Source organism: Phenylobacterium sp. J426 (genome assembly GCF_024699945.1).
In the GTDB taxonomy this organism is placed as follows: domain Bacteria; phylum Pseudomonadota; class Alphaproteobacteria; order Caulobacterales; family Caulobacteraceae; genus Phenylobacterium.
Window position 1 is genome coordinate 1,524,712 of the sequence record NZ_JAJOMY010000001.1, and the last position, 21,033, is coordinate 1,545,744.

The window sequence follows — 21,033 nt, forward strand, 5'->3', positions numbered from 1 at the left end:
ACGTTACTCCGCCGCCAGGCGCGCCGGAGCCGCCTGGCCCCCCGCGCAGCAGCCGACCGGGGAGGGCGCCGGTAGGCTCTCCGTCGCGGTAGGTGGTCTGACCGGCGACGACGGTCGCCACATAGCCCTCGGCGCGCTGGATCAAGCGGCGTCCGCCGGCCGGAAGGTCGTAGGCCACCTGCGGCGCGAAGAGCTTCAGCTGGTCGTAGTCGATGACGTTGAGATCGGCGCGATATCCCGGCTGAATGAGGCCGCGGTCGAACAGGCCGACGGTCTCGGCCGTATCCCGCGTCTGGCCCTTGATCATCTTCTCCAGCGCCAGCCTGGGTCCCCGCGTGCGGTCGCGGGTCCAATGGGTAAGATTGAAGGTGGGGAAGCTGCCGTCGCAGATCATGCCCACGTGCGCCCCGCCGTCCGACAGGCCCGGCACGCAGTCCGGATGGCTCAGCATGGCGTAGGCCGGGTCGAGGTTCTGGAAGGCGTAGTTGAGGAACGGCAGGTACAGCATGCCGCGCCCGCCGTCGGTCAGCATGTGATCCAGGGCGACCTCGGCCGGCTCGCGGCCCTCGCGCGCGGCGATCGCCGCGATGGTCATCTCGGACGTCGGCTCGTAGTCCGGTGTCTGCGCCATCAGGAACATGTTGTCCCAGGCGCGCGGCTGGCTGCCGGCGAAGCCTCGCCCGGCGGCCTCCTCGGTCAGCAGGCGGGCGCGGAAGCCGGGATCTCGCAGCCGCTCCACCTTGCCCGCCAGCGGCAGGTCGCGGATCTCGGCGAAGACCGAGTGCTGGCTGAAGGGATTCATGGTCAGTTCGAAGCCGAACAGCACGCCCACCGCCCGGCCCGCCACTTGCGCCCGGATCGGCAGACCGTCGGCGTTGGCCTGGGCCAGCCAATCCAGCATCATCCGGTAGCTGTCCGGTGCGCGGGGGCTCTGCACCAGGCTGAACGACAGCGGACGGCCCGAGCGCTCGACGATCCGGCGCAGCATGGCGAGCTCCTCGGCGGGCTCGGCGAAGTCCGATACGAGCTGCAGCACCCCCTTGCCGGCGGCGGCGAGACCCAGTGCGATGCCGGTCAGCTCGTCCTCGCCGGCGGTCAGCGTCGGCGTCGGCTGGCCGTCCGAGGTGCGATGGTTGAGCGTCCGCGAGGTGGAGAAACCTAAGGCGCCGGCCTCCGCCGCGCGCCGGGCGATGGCCGCCATGGCGTGGATGTCGGCCTCGGTCGCAGGCTCCCGGTTCGCGCCCCGTTCGCCCATGACGAACACCCGAAGCGCCGCGTGCGGCAGCTGGCTGCCGACGTCGACGTCGAAGCGTCGCCTCTCAAGTGCGTCGAGGTAGTCGGGATAGCTCTCCCAGTTCCACGGCAGGCCTTCCGAGAGCACCGGGAACGGGATGTCCTCGACGCCTTCCATCAGGCGGATCAGCCGGTCGTGGTCTTCCGGCCGGCACGGCGCGAAGCCGACGCCGCAGTTGCCCATGACGACGGTGGTCACGCCGTGCCACGAGGACGGCTGCATGCGCTCGTCCCAGCTCGCCTGGCCGTCGTAGTGCGTATGGATATCGACGAAGCCCGGCGTCACCAGCTTGCCGCGGGCGTCGATCTCCTCGGCGCCGGCGCCGGCCAGCTTCCCGACGGCGGCCACGCGGCCGTCCTTTACGCCGACGTCGGCCTCGTAGAGCGCGCCGCCCGTCCCGTCGGCCAGCGTGCCGCCGCGGACCACGAGGTCGAAAGCCTTCTCCATGGCCGGTCTCCCTGATCGGGCGTCTGTTCGCGCCCTGGTCGTCATCTAGCCGCGCGGACGCCGGGTCAGGTCAACGATCAAATGCCGGGTCCGCCGGGCTGGGCCGTAGGAACCTGGGGCTTTTGAAGGGGTTGCACGCCCTGGACGAGAGACGATCGATGCCCATCAAAGCCCTGCTGGCCCTCGCGGCCCTGGCCGTCGCCATTGGCTTCACCCTGCCCGGACGGGAAGGCGGCGAGGCGCAGGCGCAATCCGGCCAGATCCCGATGCTGGAACTCCGCTAGCCGCCGAGGTCCAGCGGCGCCCCGGCGCCGCCGATCGCGGCGCCAAGCGCGCCCTTCAAGGCCTTGCCGATGTCCGACGCCTTGGCGGCGCAGCCGTGCAGCGTCCGGCCGGCGAACTCGATCTCGGCGCTCATCGGATAGGTCCGGTCGCTCATGCCGTCCGAGCAGTCGCCCACCCGCAGGGTCACGGTCATGGCGGAGCCGTCGGCGGCGGTCGCCTTCCACACGCCCTGGCCGGGGCTGATCTCCGCCCCGGGCGCGGTCAGCTTCACGTTCGGATGATCGGGCCGGATCAGATCGAGATCGGTCCCGCGCAGGGTCAGGGACCAGAACGGCTCCGGGCCGATCGCCACGATGTCCTCGCCGAAGTCCGTGGCGGCGGGCGCGGCGGGCAGGGCGGCGCCCGGCGCATCCGCGGGCGGCGGCGCGGCCTCGCCGCCGGGCGCCTGCGGCTGACAGGCGGCGAGGAGCAGCAGAGCGAGCGGAGCGAAGAGGCGCATCGAGGCCTTCCCGGTTTCGGTTCAAATCAGGCTACCGTCGTTCCCGTGGGCGCGACACCCTTCAGCTTCTACGAGTTTTTCGCCGGCGGCGGCATGGCCCGGCTGGGCCTGGGCGCGCCCTGGACCTGCGCGTTCGCCAACGACTTCGACTCGGTCAAGGCCAGCACCTACCGGCTGAACTTCCCTGATGCGTCGGCCCATTTCCGCGAGGGCGACGTCTGGCGGCTCTCGACGGCCGAGCTGCCGGGGCAGGCCGACCTCGCCTGGGCCTCCAGCCCCTGCCAGGACTTCAGCCTCGCCGGCGCACGCGCGGGGCTGGAAGGCGGCCGCTCCTCGGCCTTCTTCGGCTTTTGGCGGTTGATGCAGGCGCTGGGGGCCGAGGGGCGCGCGCCCCGCCTGATCGTCATCGAGAACGTCACCGGCCTGCTCACCTCGCGCGGCGGCGCGGACTTCGCAGCCCTCGGTCAGGCGTTGGCCGAGGCGGGCTATGTCTTCGGCGCGCTCGAGGTCGACGCGGCCTGCCTCCTGCCCCAGTCGCGCCCGCGGGTCTTCGTGATCGCCTCGAGGGCCCCGCCGCCGCCGGGCCTGGTCGGGGACAGCCCCTTCCACACCCGCGCCGTGCGCGCCGCCCACGCCGCGCTGGGGCCGGCGCTGAAACGGGGCTGGGTCTGGTGGCGCGTGGCCGCGCCGCCCGCCCGCAACACCGATCTCGCCGCCCTGCTGGAGCCGGACGATGCGGTCGCCTGGCGCTCCGAGGCCGACACCCGACGCCTGCTATCGCTCATGGCCCCGCATCATCGGGCCAAGCTGGCGATGCAGCAGGGCCGCGCGGTCGGGGCCGTCTTTCGCCGGACCCGGGTGGAGAACGGTCACCGCGTGCAGCGGGCGGAGGTGCGGTTCGACGGCCTGGCCGGCTGTCTGCGCACCCCGCGTGGCGGCTCCTCACGCCAGACGCTGATCGTGGTCGAGGACGGCAGGGTCCGCAGCCGCCTGCTTAGTCCGCGCGAAGCCGCCCGACTGATGGGACTGCCTGACAGCTATCGGCTGCCGGCCCCCGCGACGGCGGCGCTGCACGTGGCCGGCGACGGCGTCGCCGTGCCGGTGGTCCGCTGGCTGGCCGAGCAGCTGCTCGAGCCGCTGCTCCGCCCGGCCGCCGTTCTGGCCGCCGAGTAAATCTAAAGGCGGCGCCAAGCACGGCGCCTTCCAAAACGCGGCGGAAGTTCTAGGGTCTCGGACCAGCTTCCCCAGCTTTCGAGATACCGAGACCCGCCATGGACGCCACCCCCGACAAGGTCTACGACGCCGCCCGCTTCCGCCGGGCCGGCCGGGGCAAGATCTACGACTCCATCCTCGACACCGTGGGCGACACGCCGCTGGTGCGCCTGCCGCACCTTACGCAGGCCTTCCAGCCCAAGGCCGAGGTGGTCGCCAAGCTCGAGTTCTTCAATCCGGTGGCCTCGGTGAAGGACCGGATCGGCGTCGCCATGGTCGAGTACCTGGAGGCGAAAGGCCTGCTCAAGCCGGGCGGCGTGATCATCGAGCCGACGTCCGGCAACACCGGCATCGCTCTGGCCTTCGTCGCCGCGGCCAAGGGCTACAAGCTCACCCTCGTCATGCCCGAGAGCATGTCGATGGAGCGCCGAAAGATGCTGGTCATCCTCGGCGCCAAGCTGGAGCTGACGCCCGCGGAGAAGGGCATGGCCGGCGCCGTCGCCCGCGCCCGCGAGCTGGTGGACGCCACGCCGGGCGCGGTGATGCCGCAACAGTTCGACAACGTCGCCAATCCGCTGATCCACCGCGTCTCGACGGCCGAGGAGATCTGGAACGACACCGAGGGCCGCGTCGACGTGGTGATCTCGGGCGTCGGCACCGGCGGCACCATCACCGGCGTCGGCCAGGTGCTGAAGGCCAGGAAGCCGTCCGTGAAGATGGTCGCCGTCGAGCCGGAGGCCTCGCCGGTGCTGTCAGGCGGCCAGCCCGGTCCGCACAAGATCCAGGGTATCGGCGCGGGCTTCGTGCCCTCCATCGTCGACCGCTCCGTCATCGACGAGATCGTCCAGGTTTCCAACGACGACAGCTTCGCCATGGCCCGCCGGGTCGCCGCCGAGGAGGGGATTCCGGTCGGCATCTCCTCGGGCGCCGCCCTCACTGCCGCCTTCGAGGTCGCCAGGCGCGACGACATGGCCGGCAAGCTGGTCGTCGCCATCGTGCCCAGCTTCGCCGAACGCTACATCTCGACGGCGCTGTTCGAGGGGCTGTGAGCCCCGGCTCCGATGTCTACAGCCCGGAGAAGCGCTCCGCCGTGATGCGGCGGGTTAAGGGCAAGGACACGACCCCGGAGCTGACGGTGCGCCGGGCGCTGACGCGGCTCGGCGCGCGCTATCGGCTGCACCGCAAGGACCTGCCGGGCAGCCCCGATATCGTGATGCCGGGTCGCCGCCTGGCGCTCTTCGTCCACGGCTGCTTCTGGCACGGCCACGACTGCCCGCGGGGCGCGCGCGTACCCAAGCAGAACCGCGACTACTGGACGGCCAAGGTCGGCCGCAACGTGGCCCGTGACGCGAAGAGCCGCGCCGAACTTCAGGCGCAGGGCTGGCGGGTGGAGACGATCTGGGAGTGCGAGCTCAAGGATCAGGCAGGGCTGCAGCGTCGGCTCGTCGACCTCCTCGGCACAGCTTGACCGTGTTGGGCCCAGCGCTCAGCTAGGCCCCATGAACATCAACATCCGTCCTCTGGACGCCGCGGCCGTCCCGCGCCTGGCCGAGATCCTGCGTGAGACCGTCGCCGCGGGCGGCTCGGTGCACTTCATGGATCCCGTGCCCGCGGGTGGGGCCGAGGCCTATTGGTCGGCCGCCGTCGCCGATCCGGGCCGGATCGTCCTGGGCGCCTTCCTCGAGGGCAAGCTGCAGGGCACCGTGACGCTGTGGCTCGACGCCCCGCCGAACCAGCCGTTCCGGGGCGAGATCTGGAAGCTGATGGTGGCGCCGTCCGCACGCGGGCGGGGTCTCGCCCGCGCCCTGATGCTCGAGGCCGAGCGGATGGCGGCCGAGCGCGGCCGCACCCTGCTGAACCTCGACACCGCCGTCGAAGGCGGGGCGTCGGAGCTGTATGAGAGCCTCGGCTGGACCCGCGCCGGCGTCATCCCGGATTACGCCTACAAGCCGCACGGCGGGCTGGTCGGCACGGCGATCTACTGGAAGAAGCTTTAAGCCGCCGCCGGGGCTGTCTCTTCCACCACCACCTCGGTCTTCACCGAATTGGCGATGAAACATTCCTCGTGCGCCGCGTGGTGCAGGGCGTGGGCCTCGTCTTCGGTCGGGCACGGGCCCTCGTAGGTGATCTCCGGACGCAGCGTGACGCGGGTGACGGCCATGCGGCCCTCCGCGTTCTTCTCCATCACGCCCACCGCCTCGTCGCGGTAGCGGGTGACGACGAAGCCCTTCAGCCGCGCGACATGAAGGAAGGTCAGCATGTGGCAGTTGGAGAGCGACGCCACCAGCAACTCCTCCGGATCCACCGCCCCCGGCGCCGCCCACTTGTTTCCGACCACGTGGGCGGAGGCCGTCGCCGGCATGACGTGCTCGGCGAAGGCGACGGTGTGGCCGCGGCTGTAGCGGCCCTTCAGGAAGTCGTCGGGCCCGGCGTCCGCCGCCAGGGCCCATTCGATCGTCGCGCGGTAGGTGGCCATGAAGGTCTCCGTCAGCCGGCCGTTCAGAAGGCGTCGGCGGGAAGCTTCATCATCAGATCGGCGCCCGTCTTGAGCTTGGCAAGACGGCCGCTGGTCTCGGGGAGGATGCGCTCGACGTAGTAGCGGCCGACCACCAGCTTGCGCTCGTAGATCGGGTCAGCGTCGCCGGCGGCGATCCTGGCCTGGGCCGCCTTGGCCATCATCGCCCACATGTAGGCGAGCGCTGTCAGGCCGAAGAGCTGCAGATAGTCGGTCGAGGCCGCGCCGGCGTTGTCCGGGTTGGCCAGCCCGTTCTGCATCAGCCACATGGTGGCGTCCTGCAGCTCGCCCTTGGCCCTGGCGACGCCGTCGATGAACGGCTTCAGGTCGGCCTGACCTTCGTTTTCCGCGACGAACTGGTCGAGCTCGGCGAAGAAGCTCATCACCGCCCGCCCGCCGTCCGCCGCCAGCTTGCGGCCTACCAGATCCAGGGCCTGGACCCCGTTGGTGCCCTCGTAGATCAGGGCGATGCGCACGTCGCGCAGGTATTGGCTGGCCGGGAAGTGCTCGGTGAAGCCCGAGCCGCCGTGCACCTGCATGGCGTCGGAGCAGACCTGGAAGCCGCGATCGGTCAGGAACGCCTTCACCACCGGGGTCATCAGGGCCATGTAGTCGCGGCCCTTCTGCTGCACGGCTTCGTCGGGGCTCGCATGCGCCAGGTCGCCGTGCAGGGCGGTCCAGGCCATGAAGGCGCGGCCGCCCTCGACGATGGCGCGGGCGTCCATCAGCATCCGCCGCACGTCGGGGTGGACGATGATCGGATCGGCCGGACCGTCCGGGTTCTTCGGCCCGGTCAGCGAGCGGCCCTGCAGGCGATCCCTGGCGAATTCCGCGGCGGCCTGGTAGGCGGCCTCGGCCTGGGCGATCCCCTGCAGGCCTACGCCGAGCCGGGCTTCGTTCATCATCACGAACATCAGCTTCAGGCCGGCGTTTTCCTCGCCGATCAGCCAGCCGGTGGCCTCCTCGTGGCTGATCACGCAGGTGGCGTTGCCGTGGATGCCCATCTTCTCTTCGAGGCCCAGGCACTTCACCGAATTGCGCTCGCCCGGGTTGCCGTCGGGGTCAGGGATGTACTTCGGGACGATAAACAGGCTGATGCCGCGGACGCCGGCCGGCGCACCCTCGATGCGGGCCAGCACTAGGTGCACGATGTTCTCGGTCAGGTCCTGCTCGCCGCCCGAGATCCAGATCTTCTGGCCAGTAATCTTGTAGGTGCCGTCCGCCTGCGGCACGGCCTTCGTCCGCAGGAGCCCGAGGTCGGTGCCGCAGTGCGGCTCGGTCAGGTTCATGGTGCCGGCCCACTGGAACGACACCAGCTTGGGCAGATAGAGCGCCTTCTGCTCCGGCGTCCCGCCGACGTGGATCGCGGAATAGGCGCCGTGGGTCAGGCCCGGGTACATGGAGAAGGCCATGTTCGCCGATGAGCTCATCTCGGAGAACGCCACGTTGACCACGTGCGGCAGGCCCTGGCCGCCGTATTCGGGATCGGACCCCAGCGCCGGCCAGCCGCCCTCCACCAGCTTTGCATAGGCGTCCTTGAACCCGGTCGGCGTCTTGACCGTGAAGTCCGGGTTCCAGGTGCAGCCTTCCTTGTCGCCCACCGAATTCAGGGGCGCGAGGACCTCGGACGTGAACTTGCCGGCCTCTTCCAGGATCGCATCAACAGTATCCATCGATGCGTCGGCAAAGGCCGGAAGGTTGGCGTAGCGCTCGAGCTGCAGGACGTCGCGCAGCAGGAACTGGTAGTCGCGGACGGGGGCCTGGTAGGGCATGCAAACTCCGGACGAAGCGTAGGGGGCTGTTCAGCCCCCCACATAGTCCGAGCAGCCCCGCCGAGCTAGGCTTCGCCGTGCTCCAGGTCGTCCAGGCGGCGGCGCAGCATCTGATCGTAATCGGCGGCGCGCGGCAGCAGGTCGGGCCGCGTCTCGGTCAGCCGGCGCTCCATCTCGCTGATGCCCTGCTGCAGCTGGGCGATCGCGGCGTCGATGTCGTTCTTCTGCTGCTCGAGGGCGACGATGCGCTCCTTGAACTTCCGCAGGCTCTTGGCGGCCTGGGCGGCGCCGTTCTCGTCGGCCTCGTAGAGGTCGAGGATCTCGCCGATCTCGGCCAGCGAAAGGCCCACGCGCTTACCGCGCAGGATGAGCTGCAGCCGCGCGCGGTCGCGGTACGAGTAGACGCGATTCATGCCGTCGCGGGCCGGCGTCAGCAGGCCCTTGTCTTCGTAGAACCGCAGCGCGCGGGGCGTGCATTTGAATTCCAGGCAGAGCTGCCGGATCGTGTAGGTGCGCAACGGACGGCGCAGGTCGGTAGGCATGGGCGATCCTCCCTATAGGTCTCGCAATGCCCCGGCAGCTAAGAACGGCCTTACGTTTACGTCAAGGGCACGTAAACGGTGATCACCTATGCCGCTCACCTAGGGTGAGTGGGAAGTGCGACCGCCTCAGGCGGCGATCAGTTCGCCCTTCAGCGCCCGCTCGATCAGCGCCACGGTCCGATCGATCCCGAAGATGGCGACGAACGAACCGAACCGCGGGCCCTGGCTCTGGCCCAGCAGCACCTCGTAGAGGGCGCCGAACCAGGCGCGCAGCGGCTCGAAGCCGGCGTCTTTGCCCACGGCGAACACCTCGTTCTGGATCGCCTCGGCGTCGGCCCCGGCGGACAGCGCCTTGAGACGCCGGACGAGGTCTTCCATCGCCGCCCGCTCCTGATCGGTCGGGGCGCGGAACCGCTTCGCCGGCCGGACGAAGTCCTCGTAGTAGTTCAGGGCGAAGCCCACCAGGCGGTCCAGCAGCGGCTCGCTCTCCGGCGTTGCGCCCGGCAGGTAGCGTTCCAGGAAGGCCCAGAGGATTTCCTTGGTCGAGGCGTCGGCCGCCGAGACCAGGTTCAGCAGCAGGCTGAAGCTGACGGGCGAGCCCTTCTCGGGCGGCGCGCCGCGGTGGACGTGCCAGGCCGGGTTGTCGAGCTGGGCGGCGTTGTCGCCCTCCGCCCTCTTCTTGTTCAGGGCGTCGAGGTGCGACAGGTACTCGTCCGTCGCCTTCGGGATGACGTCGAAATAGAGCCGCTTCGCCGACTTCGGCGATTGGTACATGTAGTAGGTCAGGCTCTCGGGCGCGCCGTACCGCAGCCATTCCTCGATCGTCAGGCCGTTGCCCTTGGACTTCGAGATCTTCTGGTTGTTCTCGTCCATGAAGAGCTCGAAGTGGAACGCCTCCGGCGGCTCGGCCCCCAGGGCCCGGACGATCTTGTTCGACACGCGGACGCTGTCGACAAGGTCCTTGCCCGAGGCCTCGAAGTCGACCTCCAGCGCCGTCCAACGGGCGGCCCAGTCGGGGCGCCACTGCAGCTTCACGTGGCCGCCGGTGACCGGGGTCTCGATGCGTTCGCCGTCCTCGTCCTGGAAGACGATGGTGCCCTTCTCGACGTTGCGCTCGAGCGTCGGCGCCTGCAGCACACGGCCCGTCTTGGGACTGATCGGCAGGAACGGCGAATAGGTCGCCCGGCGTTCCTCGCCGAGGGTGGGCAGCATGATGGCCTGGATGGCGTCGAAGCGCTCGAGGATGCGCAGCAGCACCTCGTCGAACCGGCCGGACCTGTAGGTCTCGGTCGAGCTCATGAAGGTGTAGTCGAAGCCGAAACTGTCGAGGAAGGCGCGCAGGCGGGCGTTGTTGTGGTGCCCGAAGCTCTCGTGCTCGCCGAACGGGTCGCGCACCGAGGTGACCGGCTTGTCGCGGTCCTCTTCCAGCATCTGCCTGTTCGGCACGTTGTCCGGGATCTTCCGCAGGCCGTCCATGTCGTCGGAGAAGACGATCAGTTGCGTCGGAATGGCGTCCTCGGTCAGCGCCCGGAAGGCGTTGCGCACGATGGTCGGGCGGGTCGCCTCCCCGAAGGTGCCGAGGTGGGGCAGGCCCGACGCGCCATAGCCGCACTGGAACACGACGGGCCTGGCCAGCGCCGGCAGGGTCTTCACAGCCTCGGCGAACTTGCCCTGGGCGAACAGCGCAGCGGCCAGGTCGCGCTCGGCGTCGGTCAGGCGCAGCCGCGTGATGCGGTCCAGCAGGATGCGGGCCTGTTCGAAAGGCCAGCTCTTGGCGTCGCGCGCCTGATGGGAAAGTCCTTGCAGCATGGCGCGCGGCCTAACCCCCGGGGCCGCCGGGCTCAAGGGATTTCACGAACGCCGTGCGTCGTAGGAGCGTCACATCGGCTTCGCCGCTGTGTCATGGGCCGAGCCTATGGACCCCTCCAAACCAAGAGGGGGTCTTTCGATGTCGTCCAAGCTGCCGAACCGCCGCGCCCAGCCGGCCGAATTTCTGGTGTCCGTCTCCGCGGCGGCCCTGGCGGCGGTCTTCGCCGCGCCTGCGTTCGCCGAGGATGCGCCCGCCGAGGTCGACGAGATCGTCGTCACCGGCCAGCGCGAGGCGCAGCGCGCGGCCATCGCCGTCAAGCGCGAGAGCTTCGAGGTGGTGGACGCCGTCTCAGCTGACGACATCGGCAAGTTGCCGGACCACAACACCGCCGCCGCGCTTCGTCGCATTCCGGGCGTCTCGGTCATGGAGGACCAGGGCGAGCCGCGCTTCCCGACGCTGCGCGGCCTGCGCTCGACCTACAACCGCACCACCATCGACGGCGCGGTCGTCGCCTCGGTCGACGAAAGCGGGCGGACCGTGCCGCTCGATATCGTCCCCTCGGTGATGGCCGGCCGCCTCGAGGTGGTGAAGACCGTGACGCCGGAGAACGACGCCAACGCCATTGGCGGCATCGTCAACGTCACCACCCGTAGCGCCTTCGACGTCGGTCGTCCGTTCTTCAACGCCATCGGCTCGTACGGCCACTACGAGCGGAGCGGCGACGTGCGCAACGACAAGCCCAGCTATCGCCTCGCGGCCGCCGGCGGCACGACCTTCGGCGCCTCCGAGGAGTGGGGGGTGGTCATCGGTGCCTCCTTCGAGCAGCTCGACTACGATATTCCGCAGGTCGAGAGCCAGGATCCCTCGGTGCGCGAGTACACCGCCGCCGGCGCCCCGGTCAGCTCGGGCGACCCCCGCGGCAACGGCATTCAGGTGCCGACCTTCCAGCGCCTGTTCTGGTACAACAACACGAAGCAGCGGGCGGGCGTGAACGCCAAGCTCGAGTACCGGCCGACCTCGGACTTCTCGTGGGTGGCCTCGGGCCTGTTCGCCAAGATGGAGGACGACGAGGAGCGTATCGAGCTGCGGCTCGAGCCCGTCGGCAACGTCGCCAGCCAGACGCCGACGTCGGGCGCCTTCGCGCGCGGCCGGGGCGTCATCCAGCTGAACCAGCCGATCACCCGTCGCGAGATCGCCCTGGCGCGCACCGGTTTTGAATGGCGGGTCGGCCCGCAGTGGAAGGCTGACGGCGACCTCGTCTATTCGCAGGCCGCCCTGGAGGTGCCCAACCACTCCGTGGAGTTCCGCACCACGGCGGCTCAGGAAGGTCTCTACGCCTTCACCTACGACACCGCGAACCCGCTGTTCCCGGTGTTCACGCCGACCAACGATGCGGCCTTCCGCAATGCCGCCAACTATCGCCTTCAGCAGCATCGCATCGCCACCACCGAGACCGACGAGGCCTCCTGGCAGGGCAGGGCCAACCTCGCCTACGAAAGCGATGACGAGCAGCTTAAGGCGAAGTTCGGCGCCGTGGTGCGCTCGACGACGCGCGAATTCCTGTCCCGGCAGACCAACTACACGGCCACGGGCGCCTTCGTGTACACGCTCGACCTGGTCGACAAGGCGGGCCCGAACCAGCTCATCGCGGGCCGCTACCTGCTCTCGCCGCGCATCGACGCGGACGCCGCCATGGACTTCTTCGAAGCCAACCGCAGCCGCTTCACGGTGTCGTCGGCGGTGAACAGCGGCGACTACGAAGTCCAGGAAGACGTCTACGCCGGCTACGGCCAGCTGGCCTGGGAATACGGTCCGCTGACTCTTCTGGGCGGGCTGCGCTTCGAGCGCACCGAGGTGGAGTCCGATGCTCTGCGCAATCAGGGCGGCGTGCTGAGCCCGGTGCGCAACTCCGGCGCCTACGACAACTGGCTGCCCAGCCTGCACCTGCAGTATCGCCTGACGGACAACTTCGTGATCCGCGCCGCCTGGACCAACACCATCGGTCGTCCGGACTTCGGCCAGCTCACCGCCGGCGAGACCATCGGCGCCGACGGCAGCCAGGCCACGCTCACCCGCGGCAATCCGGACCTCAAGGCGCGCGAGAGCGAGGGCTTCGACATCTCCTTCGAGTTCTACCCCGCCGACGGTCTCGTCTCGGTGGCGCTGTTCCGCAAGGCCATCAAGAACGAGATCTTCACGCTGTCGTCCCTGCAGACGATCGGCGGCGTCTCCACCATCGTGCGCGAGCCGCAGAACGCCGAGGACGCCAAGGTCGAGGGCCTGGAATTCGCGGTCCAGCAGGCGTTCACCTTCCTGCCCGAGCCGCTCGACGGCTTCGGCTTCAACGGCAACGTCACCTTCGTGAACTCCAGGGCCACCTACCGGACCAGTGCGGGCCTGCGCACCCGCGGCCTGTTCCAGCAGCCCGATGTCACCTCCAACGAGTCGATCTACTACCAGCGCGGACCGTTCGAGGCCCGGCTGTCGCACAACTACATCGGCGGCTTCCTTGAAACGATCGTCGACGCCGTCCCGAACTCCGACCAGTACTGGAAGGGCCGCCACCTGTTCGACGCCAGCGTCTCCTGGCGCGTCACCGACAACTTCACCGTCTTCGCCGAGGCGCAGAACATCTCGAACACCGGCCGCCAGGAAGTCACCGGCCCCGGCGCGCGCTTCCTGCAGGAATGGGCGAACTACGGCCGCACCTACTGGGTCGGCCTGGCGGCTTCGTTCTAAGGTGGCGGCGATGCGTGCGTTCGCGATCATACTGGCTCTGCTCGCGGCGGCTCCGGCCGCCGCCCAGCCTTCGCCGGCCGCGGAGGTGATCCGGCGCTACAAGGCGCCGGAGGCCACCCAAGGCGTGGCGGTGGACGCGCGCCACTTCTACGCCGTCGCCAATTCGCGCATCGCCAAGTACGACAAGGCTACAGGCGCCAAGGTCGCCGAGTGGTCGGGCGAGCGGAGCCGCTTTCCCCACATCAACTCCTGTGCCGTCATCGGCAAGGAGCTGGTCTGCGCAGCGTCCAACTTCCCCGAGGTTCCGATGACCAGCTCGGTGGAGGTCTTCGACCCCCCAGAGGATGGTCCACCTGCGGACTGTCTCGCTTGGCCAGCAGATCGGTTCGCTCACCTGGGTGGACCGCAAGGACGGCGCCTGGTGGGCGGCCTTCGCCAACTACGAGCAGAAGGGCGGCGAGCCCGGTCGCGGCCCGGCCTACACCCAGCTCGTCAAGTTCGACGACCAGTGGCGCCGGATGGAGGGCTGGTCCTTCCCCGCCTCGGTGGTCGAGCGCTTCAAGCCGATGAGCAGCTCGGGGGGTGGCTGGGGCGCCGACGGCCTTCTCTACGTCACCGGCCATGACCACCCGGAGCTCTACGTCCTCAAGCTGCCGAAGGGGGGCTCGAAGCTCGACCATCTCGCCACCATCGCGGCCCCCATCGAGGGCCAGGCGATCGCCTTCGACAAGTCCACGGATCGTGCTCTCTTCGGCATCAGTCGGCCGAACCGCGAAGTCGTGGCCATGCGCCTGCCGAAGGTGGAGGAAAAATGATCCGTCGCAGCCTGCTGGGCCTGATCGCCGTCGCGACGCTCGCCGCCTGCTCGAATTCCGAGGGCCCGGCGCAGACGAAACCGCTCAACTTCTCCATCCTCTCCGCCGAGAGCCAGCAGAGCGCCCAGGCCGAGTGGGAGCCGTTCCTGGCCGACATGTCCAAGGCGCTCGGCATGCCGGTGAAGGCCTATTACGGCTCGAACTACACCGGCCTGATAGAGGCCATGCGGTTCAAACAGACCGACCTCGGCTGGTTCACCAACCAGTCCGGCCTGGAGGCCGTGCGCCGGGCGAACGGAGAGGTCTTCGCCCGCTCGGTGAACCCGAACGGCGTCGACGGCTACGAGGCGGTGATCGTCGTGCCCAAAGGCTCGGGTCTGACGCTCGAAAAGCTGCTGGCCTGCGACCGCTCGATCAACTTCGGCATCGGCGACGCCAAGTCTACCTCCGGCACGCTCGCGCCGATGACCTATCTATTCGCCCCGCGCGGCATCGATCCGGAGACATGCTTCAAGACCGTCCGCTCCGCCAACCATGAGGCGAACCTCTTCGCGGTCAGTTCCGGCACGGTCGACGCGGCCACCAACAACACCGCGTCCATGGAGCGGATGGCGATGCTGGACACGCCCATCGCCAAGCGCACGCTGGGGTCGGTCGAGATCATCTGGCGCTCGCCGCGCATCCCCGAAGACCCGCTGATCTGGCGCAAGGACCTCGATCCCGCGCTCAAGCAGAAGATTGCCGACTTCATGTTCAGCTACGGCGTCGGCGATACGTCCGAGGCGGCCCGTCAGCGGGCCATCCTGGAGCGCATCCAGACCCTACCGTTCAAGGCCGCGGACGCCACCCACCTGCTCCCCGTCCGCGAGATGGAGGCGACGGGCGAGCTGCTGCAGGCCCGCCGCCGCGGCGATGCCGCCGCCGTGGCCAAGGCCGAGGCGGCCCTCGCCGAGATCCGCAAGGAACGTGCGGCGGTCGAGCCCAACTGACGGGCGCGAGTAAGTATTTCTCCGTAGCCGATCGAGATTCGCCCTTGGCGACCCGCCCAGATTGGGTGGGGGTCGCATCAAAATGAGTAACCCCTGGTTCGACCCCGGCCGGAGCGATGGCTAGTAGCCGCGCTTAACGGACGGATAACCCTGTCGTAGCGCCTCGCTGACCGCAAGTTGTGAAAACAACTCGCGGCGCCGCTCATGGTTGTTTGTCCAATATTTGTGACCGACAAGATGTCGAGGGGCCTCTGATGAGCACTGCATACGTTCAACTCGGCGGTGGCGCGCAGCCCGCCGTGACCGTCAAGATTACCGAAGTCGCCACCGGCGAATTCCGCTTCGAAGTCACTCAGTCCGGCCTCGTGGTCGGCGACCTGCGTGGGCTGTTCTTCGACGTGGCCCGGGAGGCGCTGGTGTCGGCGGCGGGGAACCAGGCGGCCGTTTCAGGCCTCGTGGCCAAGACTCAAGCCGGCGCGGTGATCGGCTCGGTCACCACCGCCGCCCTGGCCGACGGGGGATGACAGCGTCACCGGCGTGGGCGGGGGCGACAACACGATGAGCGGAGCCTTGGCCTTTGGCGGCGTCGGCCAGGAAGCCAAGGGCTATGACGTCGGGCTCGAGTTCGGCTCCGCCGGCATCGGCAAGGACGACATCGGCTCGGCCGCCTTCACCCTGAAGCTGCCCGGTCTGACCCTGGCCGACCTCGCGGGCCAGGACTTCGGCGTGCGGATGACGTCGGTCGGCGTCCTCGGCGGCGACCGCGGCGGCTCGGTGAAGCTGACCAGCGCCGCGTTCGTGGCCGTCGACGATGCGAACGAGGCTATCCAGGGCGGGGTTCGGGAAGACAGCGTCGTGGCCGGCGACGTGCTGCAGGACGTGGTCGCCACGCTCGGCGGCGGGCGCATGACCGAGACCGTCTCCTGGGCATCGCTCGACGGCGGCGCCACGAAGTTCGCCCTCGGACAGCCGCACGCTCTAGGGTCCACCGGCGCGACGATCGTGCTGAACGCCGACGGCTCCTATGTCATCGACGCCGAAGGCGCGGACGCCCTGAGCGCCGTTCAGAGCGTCCCCTTCGTGGTGACCTACGGGGTCGGCCAGACCTACTTCGACGCCGCGGGTCGCCAGATCGGCCAACTCGCAGAGACCTCGACGCTCTCGTTCGAGATCAAAGGCGTGAACGACGCGCCCGTCGTCAGCGGCGTCGTGGCTGGCGCGGCGACGGAAGACGGCGCCGTCTCATCGCTCGACGCCCTGGCCAACGCCTCGGATGTCGACAACGGCGATCGGCTCGCGGTGGTGGACCTGCCCGCCGACCTCCCGGCCGGCGTGACCTTCGACGCCGCCACGCAGACCTTCGCCCTGAACCCGGCCCACGCCGCCTATCAGAGCCTCGCCCAGGGTCAGACGACCACCGTCGTCGTCACCTATGGCGTGTCGGACGGCCTCGTCTCGACGCCGGCCAGCGTGCAGTGGACGGTCACCGGGACCAACGACGCCCCCGTCATCAGCGGCGCCGTCGGCGGCCTGGCCACCGAGGACGGCCCCAAGGTCACGCTGGACGCCCTCCAGAACGCCTCGGACGTGGACGCTGGCGCGAAGCTCTCGGTGGTGGTCGACCCGGCGGGCCTGCCGCCGGGCGTCAGCTACGACGCCGAAACGCACAGCTTCACGCTCGACCCGGCTCACGCAGCCTACCAGGCGCTGAACGCCGGCCAGTCGACGGTCGTCACCATCAGCTACGGCGTCTCGGACGGCATCGCCACGACGCCCGCGACGCTTCAGTGGACGATCGCGGGGGGCGACGAGCCGGTGGTCAAGCCGCCTGCCGCGCCCACGCAGGACCACTTCCCGCTGGCGCCGAAGGATCTGTCGCACGTCACCTTCTACTTCGACCTGACGGCGCAGGATCTCACCGACCAGGCGTTCTTCTTCGCCAAGGTGGAGACGCCCGGCTACGTCAACGACGACCTGGACGTCTGGTACGGCCAGGCGGTCGACCAGATCGTCGCCCTCAACCCGCTGCTGGCCCAGGCGCGGCTCGTCGGCGCGGCGCTCAAGTACGGCAGCGCCCAATCCGGCGGCGGCGAGTTCTACTACGCCCTGGACGGCGACCTCGACCAGGATCCGGTTCCCACCGGCCATCTCGTCCAGGGCTCGGAGTACAAGCTCTACGCGGGCGGCGTGACCTACGGCTACGACGACCTGTTCTAGTCCTGCCGCAGCAGGAAATGGCCCCGGAGCGCCGCCACCGGCGTTTCGGGGCTGTCCTGCCAGGCTTCCACATGCACGTTGGCGATGCGGCGTCCCACCTTCCTGAGGTCGGCCCGGGCGAACAGGTCCTGCGGCTTGCCGGGCCGCAGGTATTCGATCGTCACGTCGATGGTCTTGGGCATCCGCCGGGACGGCTCGGCGACGGCCAGCTGCGCCAGCGCCGTCATCTCCATGAACGCCCCGATCACTCCGCCATGCAGGGCGGGGATCATTGGGTTGCCGATCAGCCGCTTGCGGAACGGCAGGCGGGCGGTCAGCAGGTCGCCTTGCAGTTCGGCCTTCATGCCCAGGAACTTGATGTAGGGCGAGCGCTCCAGGAACGCGGCCAGCGCGGCGGATTTGTCCATCGGCCCTAGCCCCGGTTCAGGATGAAGGCGGCCTGGGCGGTGGCCACGAGGTCGCTCTGGTCCACGTCCCAGGCCTCGGCGCGGACGAAGGCGATGGAGCGGGTCATCTTGTAGCAGTGGGCTTCCGCGATCAGACCCGCCCGAGGGGCCGCCGGCCGCATGTAGTCGATCCGCAGGTCGAGCGTGGCGATCGGGAAGTTGATCTTGCCCGTGGCGTTCACCGCCATGCCGCAGCAGTGGTCCAGCAGCGCCGTGACGACGCCCGAGGCGATCACCCCGCTCTCGGGGTCGGCCACCAGGTCCTCGCGCCACGGAACCGACATCCGGCCCCGTCCGTCCTCGGCGCTCTCGAACTTCAGGCCGATCGCGGCGGCGTGCGGCGCCATGGTCATGGCGTGCCCCACCATCTTGCGGATGAGCTTCATGCCCCGGGCGTAGGGCGCAGACGCCGGGTCCGTCAATGCGGAGCCGAACGCGGCCTCCTACATTGTGAAGGCGATGATCCGTCCCCAGGACCTGCTCTGCCCCAAGCCCGAGGGCCTCTACTGCGCGCCGGGCGACTTCTACGTCGACCCCGTGCGGCCGGTAGACCGGGCTGTGATCACCCACGGCCACGCCGACCATGCCCGATCGGGCCACGGCACGGTGCTGGCCACGCCCGAGACTCTGGCGATCATGGGCGAGCGCTACGGCCGCGACTTTACCGGCCAGCAGCAGGCGATCGGCTACGGCGAGACGATCTCCCACAAGGGCGTCGAGATCACCCTCGTCCCCGCCGGCCACGTGCTGGGCTCGGCTCAGGCGGTGGTTCGCTGGAAAGGCCTGACCATGGTGGTCTCCGGCGACTACAAGCGAAGGCGCGATCCCACCTGCCCGCCCTTCGAGCCGGTGCCCTGCGACGTCTTCATTTCGGAGGCGACCTTCGGCCTGCCGGTCTTCCGCCATCCCGACGACCGGGAGGAGGTCGCCCGCCTCCTGCGGTCGGTTCAGCAGTTCCCGGAACGGAGCCACATCATCGGCGCCTACGCGCTCGGCAAGGCGCAGAGGATCATCCGCTTGCTGCGGGAGGCCGGCTGGGATCGCACCATCTACGTCCACGGGGCGCTGGAGCGGCTGAACGCCCTCTATCAGAAGCACGGCGTCGACTTGGGTCCGCTGGCCCCCCGCCACCGTGGCCGACAAGAAGAACTTCGCCGGTGAGATCGTCGTCGCCCCGCCGTCCGCCCTGCAGGACCGCTGGAGCCGTCGTTTCCCCGAACCGGTCGCGGCCTTCGCCTCCGGCTGGATGCAGATCCGCGCCCGGGCCAAGCAGCGCGGCGTCGAGCTGCCGCTCGTCATCTCCGACCACGCGGACTGGGACGAACTCACTGCGACGGTCGACGAGATCCGGCCGGGCGAACTGTGGATCACCCACGGCCGGGAGGAGGCGCTGGCCCGCTGGGCCGAGCTTCACGGGATTTCCGCCCGCGCGCTGGCCCTGGTGGGCTACGAGGACGAGGGCGACGACTAGGAACGGCGGGGCTCCGCTGGCGTTGGCTCCGGCGAAGAGGAGCCAAGCATGTCCGAAACCCCCAATCCCGGCAGCGCCGGCGGCGAAGGCGGCCCGATCAATCGCCCGCACGGCGAGGGCCTGCCGCCCAAGACCGGCGGCATGACGCCCGACCTCGGAACCGGCGACAGCCGCGATCCCGGCATGGCCGGTGGCGGCGACATCGGCCAGGATTCCCCGGCGGCATGATCGGCGAGGGTGACGACGGTCGGGACGTCTAGAATCTTGCGCGAATTTGGCGGCCAAGCTCCGCGACCCTAGCTTCTGATCCATGCGGGCCTTTGCCGAACTGCTGGACCGGCTGGCGCTGACGCCGTCGCGCAACGCCAAGCTGACGCTGGTGCGGGACTACCTGCGCGAAACGCCCGACCCGGACCGCGGCTGGGCGCTGGCGGCGCTCACCGGCGACCTGAGCTTCAGCGCGGCGAAGCCGGCGTTCATCCGCAAGGCCGTCGAAGAGCGCATGGACCCCCAGCTGTTCTGGTGGTCCTACGACTATGTGGGCGATCTCGCCGAGGCCGTGTCGCTGTGCTGGCCGAGGCGTCCGGGCGCGAACCGCGAGCCCGAGCTCTCCGAGGTGGTCGAGGCCCTGCGCACCGCCTCGCGGACCGAGGTGCAGCGGCTGATCGAGGGTTGGCTCGACGCGATGGACGGGCCGCGCGAGCGCTGGGCCTTGCTCAAGCTGATGACCGGCGCCCTGCGCGTGGGCATGACCGCGCGCCTCGCCAAGCGCGCCGCAGCCGAGATGGGCGGCGTGGAGCCGGCCGAGATCGAGGAGCTGTGGCACGCCCAGCACCCGCCCTACGAGGACCTGTTCGCCTGGCTCGAGGGGCGCAGCGCGAAGCCGACGTCCGAGAACCCCGGCCGGTTCCGGCCGGTGATGCTGGCCCAGGCGATCGACGAGGCGGTCGACTTCGCCAAGCTGGACCCCGCCGACTACGCCGCCGAATGGAAGTGGGACGGCATCCGCGTGCAGGCCGTCCACGAGGGTGAGGTGCGCAGGCTCTACACCCGCACCGGCGACGACATCTCCCGCACCTTCCCCGACATCCTCGACGCCCTCGACGATGAGGGCGTGCTGGACGGCGAGCTGCTGGTGATGCGGGACGGAAAGGTCGCCTCCTTCGCCGACCTGCAGCAGCGGCTGAACCGCAAGACCGTGGATGCGAAGCTGATGGCCCAGCACCCGGCCGCGATCCGCGCCTACGACCTGTTGCAGGAGGGGCCTGAGGACACGCGGGTCCTGCCGTTCGCCGAGCGGCGGAAACGCCTGGAAGCCTTCGTCGCCCGCCAGGCCAGCCCGCGCATCGACCTGTCGCCCCTGCAGCCGTTCGAAACCTGGGCGGAGCTCACCGAACTCCGGGCCAATCCCCCCGAGGGCGACCCGCAGATCGCCGAAGGCCTGATGCTGAAGCGCTGGGATTCGTTCTACGAGGCCGGGCGGCCGAAGGGACCGTGGTTCAAGTGGAAGCGCGACCCGTTCCTGGTGGACGCGGTGCTGATGTACGCCCAGCGTGGCCACGGCAAGCGCTCCAGCTTCTATTCCGACTACACCTTCGGCGTCTGGACCGAGGATGCCGCCACTGGCGGGCGGTTCCTGACGCCCGTCGGCAAGGCCTACTTCGGCTTCACCGACGAGGAGCTGAAGCAGATCGACAAGTTCGTCCGCGACAACACCGTGGAGCGCTTCGGCCCGGTCCGGTCGGTGCGCGCCGAGCCGCACGCGGGCCTGGTGTTCGAGGTCGCCTTTGAGGGCCTCCAGCGCTCGACCCGCCACAAATCCGGCGTCGCCATGCGCTTCCCGCGCATCAATCGTCTCCGCTGGGACAAGCCCCCGGCGAGGCCGACGAACTCGCCTTCCTGGAGCGCCTGCTCCAGCAGATGGAAGCGCGCTGACCTTTCCCTTCCCTTCAGGGCAGGGGCAGATCGCGAAAGCGACAA

Annotated in this window: 18 protein-coding genes and 3 pseudogenes; 13 read left to right on the plus strand and 8 right to left on the minus strand. The window is 69.4% G+C overall.

Annotation, left to right across the window (positions count from 1 at the left end; translation table 11 throughout):
- Window positions 1-3: 3 nt before the first annotated feature.
- A pseudogene (locus LRS10_RS07955) lies at window positions 4-1,741 on the minus strand (amidohydrolase family protein).
- Window positions 1,742-1,899: 158 nt separating this feature from the next.
- On the opposite strand from LRS10_RS07955, the gene LRS10_RS07960 reads away from it, so the two are divergent.
- Window positions 1,900-2,025: a hypothetical protein gene (locus tag LRS10_RS07960; protein ID WP_257836775.1), complete on the plus strand. Its 126-nt coding sequence runs from the start codon at window positions 1,900-1,902 to the stop codon at window positions 2,023-2,025.
- On the opposite strand, the gene LRS10_RS07965 is transcribed toward LRS10_RS07960, so the two are convergent.
- Entirely contained in the window at window positions 2,022-2,525 is a 504-nt protein-coding gene (locus LRS10_RS07965) for a COG3650 family protein (protein ID WP_257836776.1), read from the minus strand. The two genes, LRS10_RS07960 and LRS10_RS07965, sit on opposite strands and share 4 nt — an antisense overlap.
- Before the next feature lie 45 nt (window positions 2,526-2,570).
- On the opposite strand from LRS10_RS07965, the gene LRS10_RS07970 reads away from it, so the two are divergent.
- The 4 genes from LRS10_RS07970 (at window position 2,571) to LRS10_RS07985 (ending at window position 5,734) form a co-directional block, all read left to right on the plus strand.
- The gene (locus LRS10_RS07970; RefSeq protein WP_257836777.1) at window positions 2,571-3,698 is read left to right on the plus strand and encodes a DNA cytosine methyltransferase; all 1,128 of its coding nucleotides are present in this window, start codon (window positions 2,571-2,573) and stop codon (window positions 3,696-3,698) included.
- A 98-nt stretch (window positions 3,699-3,796) separates the two neighbouring features.
- On the plus strand, window positions 3,797-4,786 hold the full coding sequence (cysK, locus tag LRS10_RS07975; protein ID WP_257836778.1) for a cysteine synthase A: 990 nt from the start codon (window positions 3,797-3,799) through the stop codon (window positions 4,784-4,786).
- Window positions 4,783-5,205: a very short patch repair endonuclease gene (locus LRS10_RS07980; RefSeq protein WP_257836779.1), complete on the plus strand. Its 423-nt coding sequence runs from the start codon at window positions 4,783-4,785 to the stop codon at window positions 5,203-5,205. Before cysK ends, LRS10_RS07980 begins: the two co-directional genes overlap by 4 nt.
- A gap of 31 nt (window positions 5,206-5,236) precedes the next feature.
- Complete coding sequence (locus tag LRS10_RS07985) at window positions 5,237-5,734, plus strand: GNAT family N-acetyltransferase (RefSeq protein ID WP_257836780.1); 498 nt, start codon at window positions 5,237-5,239, stop codon at window positions 5,732-5,734.
- Here the strand turns inward: LRS10_RS07985 and LRS10_RS07990 are convergent.
- From LRS10_RS07990 to LRS10_RS08005, 4 genes are all read right to left on the minus strand, one after another.
- On the minus strand, window positions 5,731-6,213 hold the full coding sequence (locus tag LRS10_RS07990) for an OsmC family protein (RefSeq protein WP_257836781.1): 483 nt from the start codon (window positions 6,211-6,213) through the stop codon (window positions 5,731-5,733). The two genes, LRS10_RS07985 and LRS10_RS07990, sit on opposite strands and share 4 nt — an antisense overlap.
- A gap of 23 nt (window positions 6,214-6,236) precedes the next feature.
- Window positions 6,237-8,024: an acyl-CoA dehydrogenase C-terminal domain-containing protein gene (locus LRS10_RS07995; RefSeq protein WP_257836782.1), complete on the minus strand. Its 1,788-nt coding sequence runs from the start codon at window positions 8,022-8,024 to the stop codon at window positions 6,237-6,239.
- Window positions 8,025-8,089: 65 nt separating this feature from the next.
- Complete coding sequence (locus LRS10_RS08000) at window positions 8,090-8,566, minus strand: MerR family DNA-binding transcriptional regulator (protein ID WP_257836783.1); 477 nt, start codon at window positions 8,564-8,566, stop codon at window positions 8,090-8,092.
- A 126-nt stretch (window positions 8,567-8,692) separates the two neighbouring features.
- Window positions 8,693-10,375, minus strand: coding sequence for a lysine--tRNA ligase (locus LRS10_RS08005; protein ID WP_257836784.1), 1,683 nt, complete (start codon window positions 10,373-10,375; stop codon window positions 8,693-8,695).
- Between the two features lie 139 nt (window positions 10,376-10,514).
- Between LRS10_RS08005 and LRS10_RS08010 the strand changes: the two genes are divergently transcribed.
- From LRS10_RS08010 to LRS10_RS08030, 5 genes are all read left to right on the plus strand, one after another.
- Window positions 10,515-13,115 carry a TonB-dependent receptor gene (locus tag LRS10_RS08010; RefSeq protein ID WP_257836785.1) on the plus strand — a complete coding sequence of 867 codons (2,601 nt, stop codon included), beginning with the start codon at window positions 10,515-10,517 and terminating at the stop codon, window positions 13,113-13,115.
- Between the two features lie 344 nt (window positions 13,116-13,459).
- Complete coding sequence (locus LRS10_RS08015) at window positions 13,460-13,930, plus strand: hypothetical protein (RefSeq protein WP_257836786.1); 471 nt, start codon at window positions 13,460-13,462, stop codon at window positions 13,928-13,930.
- Window positions 13,927-14,919 (plus strand): phosphate/phosphite/phosphonate ABC transporter substrate-binding protein, encoded by a 993-nt coding sequence (gene phnD, locus LRS10_RS08020; RefSeq protein WP_257836787.1) that lies wholly within the window; start codon window positions 13,927-13,929, stop codon window positions 14,917-14,919. The genes LRS10_RS08015 and phnD overlap by 4 nt, the downstream gene beginning before the upstream one ends.
- Before the next feature lie 254 nt (window positions 14,920-15,173).
- The gene (locus LRS10_RS08025) at window positions 15,174-15,443 is read left to right on the plus strand and encodes a hypothetical protein (protein WP_257836788.1); all 270 of its coding nucleotides are present in this window, start codon (window positions 15,174-15,176) and stop codon (window positions 15,441-15,443) included.
- Window positions 15,444-15,477: 34 nt separating this feature from the next.
- A complete protein-coding gene (locus tag LRS10_RS08030) occupies window positions 15,478-17,136 on the plus strand; it encodes a VCBS domain-containing protein (RefSeq protein ID WP_257836789.1) in 1,659 nt (552 codons plus the stop codon).
- Here LRS10_RS08030 and LRS10_RS08035 read toward each other — a convergent pair.
- Together LRS10_RS08035 and LRS10_RS08040 are read right to left on the minus strand one after the other, a co-directional pair.
- Window positions 17,133-17,543, minus strand: coding sequence for a PaaI family thioesterase (locus tag LRS10_RS08035; protein ID WP_257836790.1), 411 nt, complete (start codon window positions 17,541-17,543; stop codon window positions 17,133-17,135). The two genes, LRS10_RS08030 and LRS10_RS08035, sit on opposite strands and share 4 nt — an antisense overlap.
- Window positions 17,544-17,548: 5 nt before the next feature.
- Window positions 17,549-17,968: a PaaI family thioesterase gene (locus tag LRS10_RS08040; RefSeq protein ID WP_257836791.1), complete on the minus strand. Its 420-nt coding sequence runs from the start codon at window positions 17,966-17,968 to the stop codon at window positions 17,549-17,551.
- A gap of 73 nt (window positions 17,969-18,041) precedes the next feature.
- Here LRS10_RS08040 and LRS10_RS08045 point away from each other — a divergent pair.
- From LRS10_RS08045 to LRS10_RS08055, 3 genes and pseudogenes are all read left to right on the plus strand, one after another.
- Window positions 18,042-19,053: pseudogene (locus LRS10_RS08045) on the plus strand (ligase-associated DNA damage response exonuclease).
- A gap of 48 nt (window positions 19,054-19,101) precedes the next feature.
- Complete coding sequence (locus LRS10_RS08050) at window positions 19,102-19,281, plus strand: hypothetical protein (RefSeq protein ID WP_257836792.1); 180 nt, start codon at window positions 19,102-19,104, stop codon at window positions 19,279-19,281.
- An 82-nt stretch (window positions 19,282-19,363) separates the two neighbouring features.
- Window positions 19,364-20,988: pseudogene (locus tag LRS10_RS08055) on the plus strand (cisplatin damage response ATP-dependent DNA ligase).
- Window positions 20,989-21,033 lie beyond the last annotated feature (45 nt).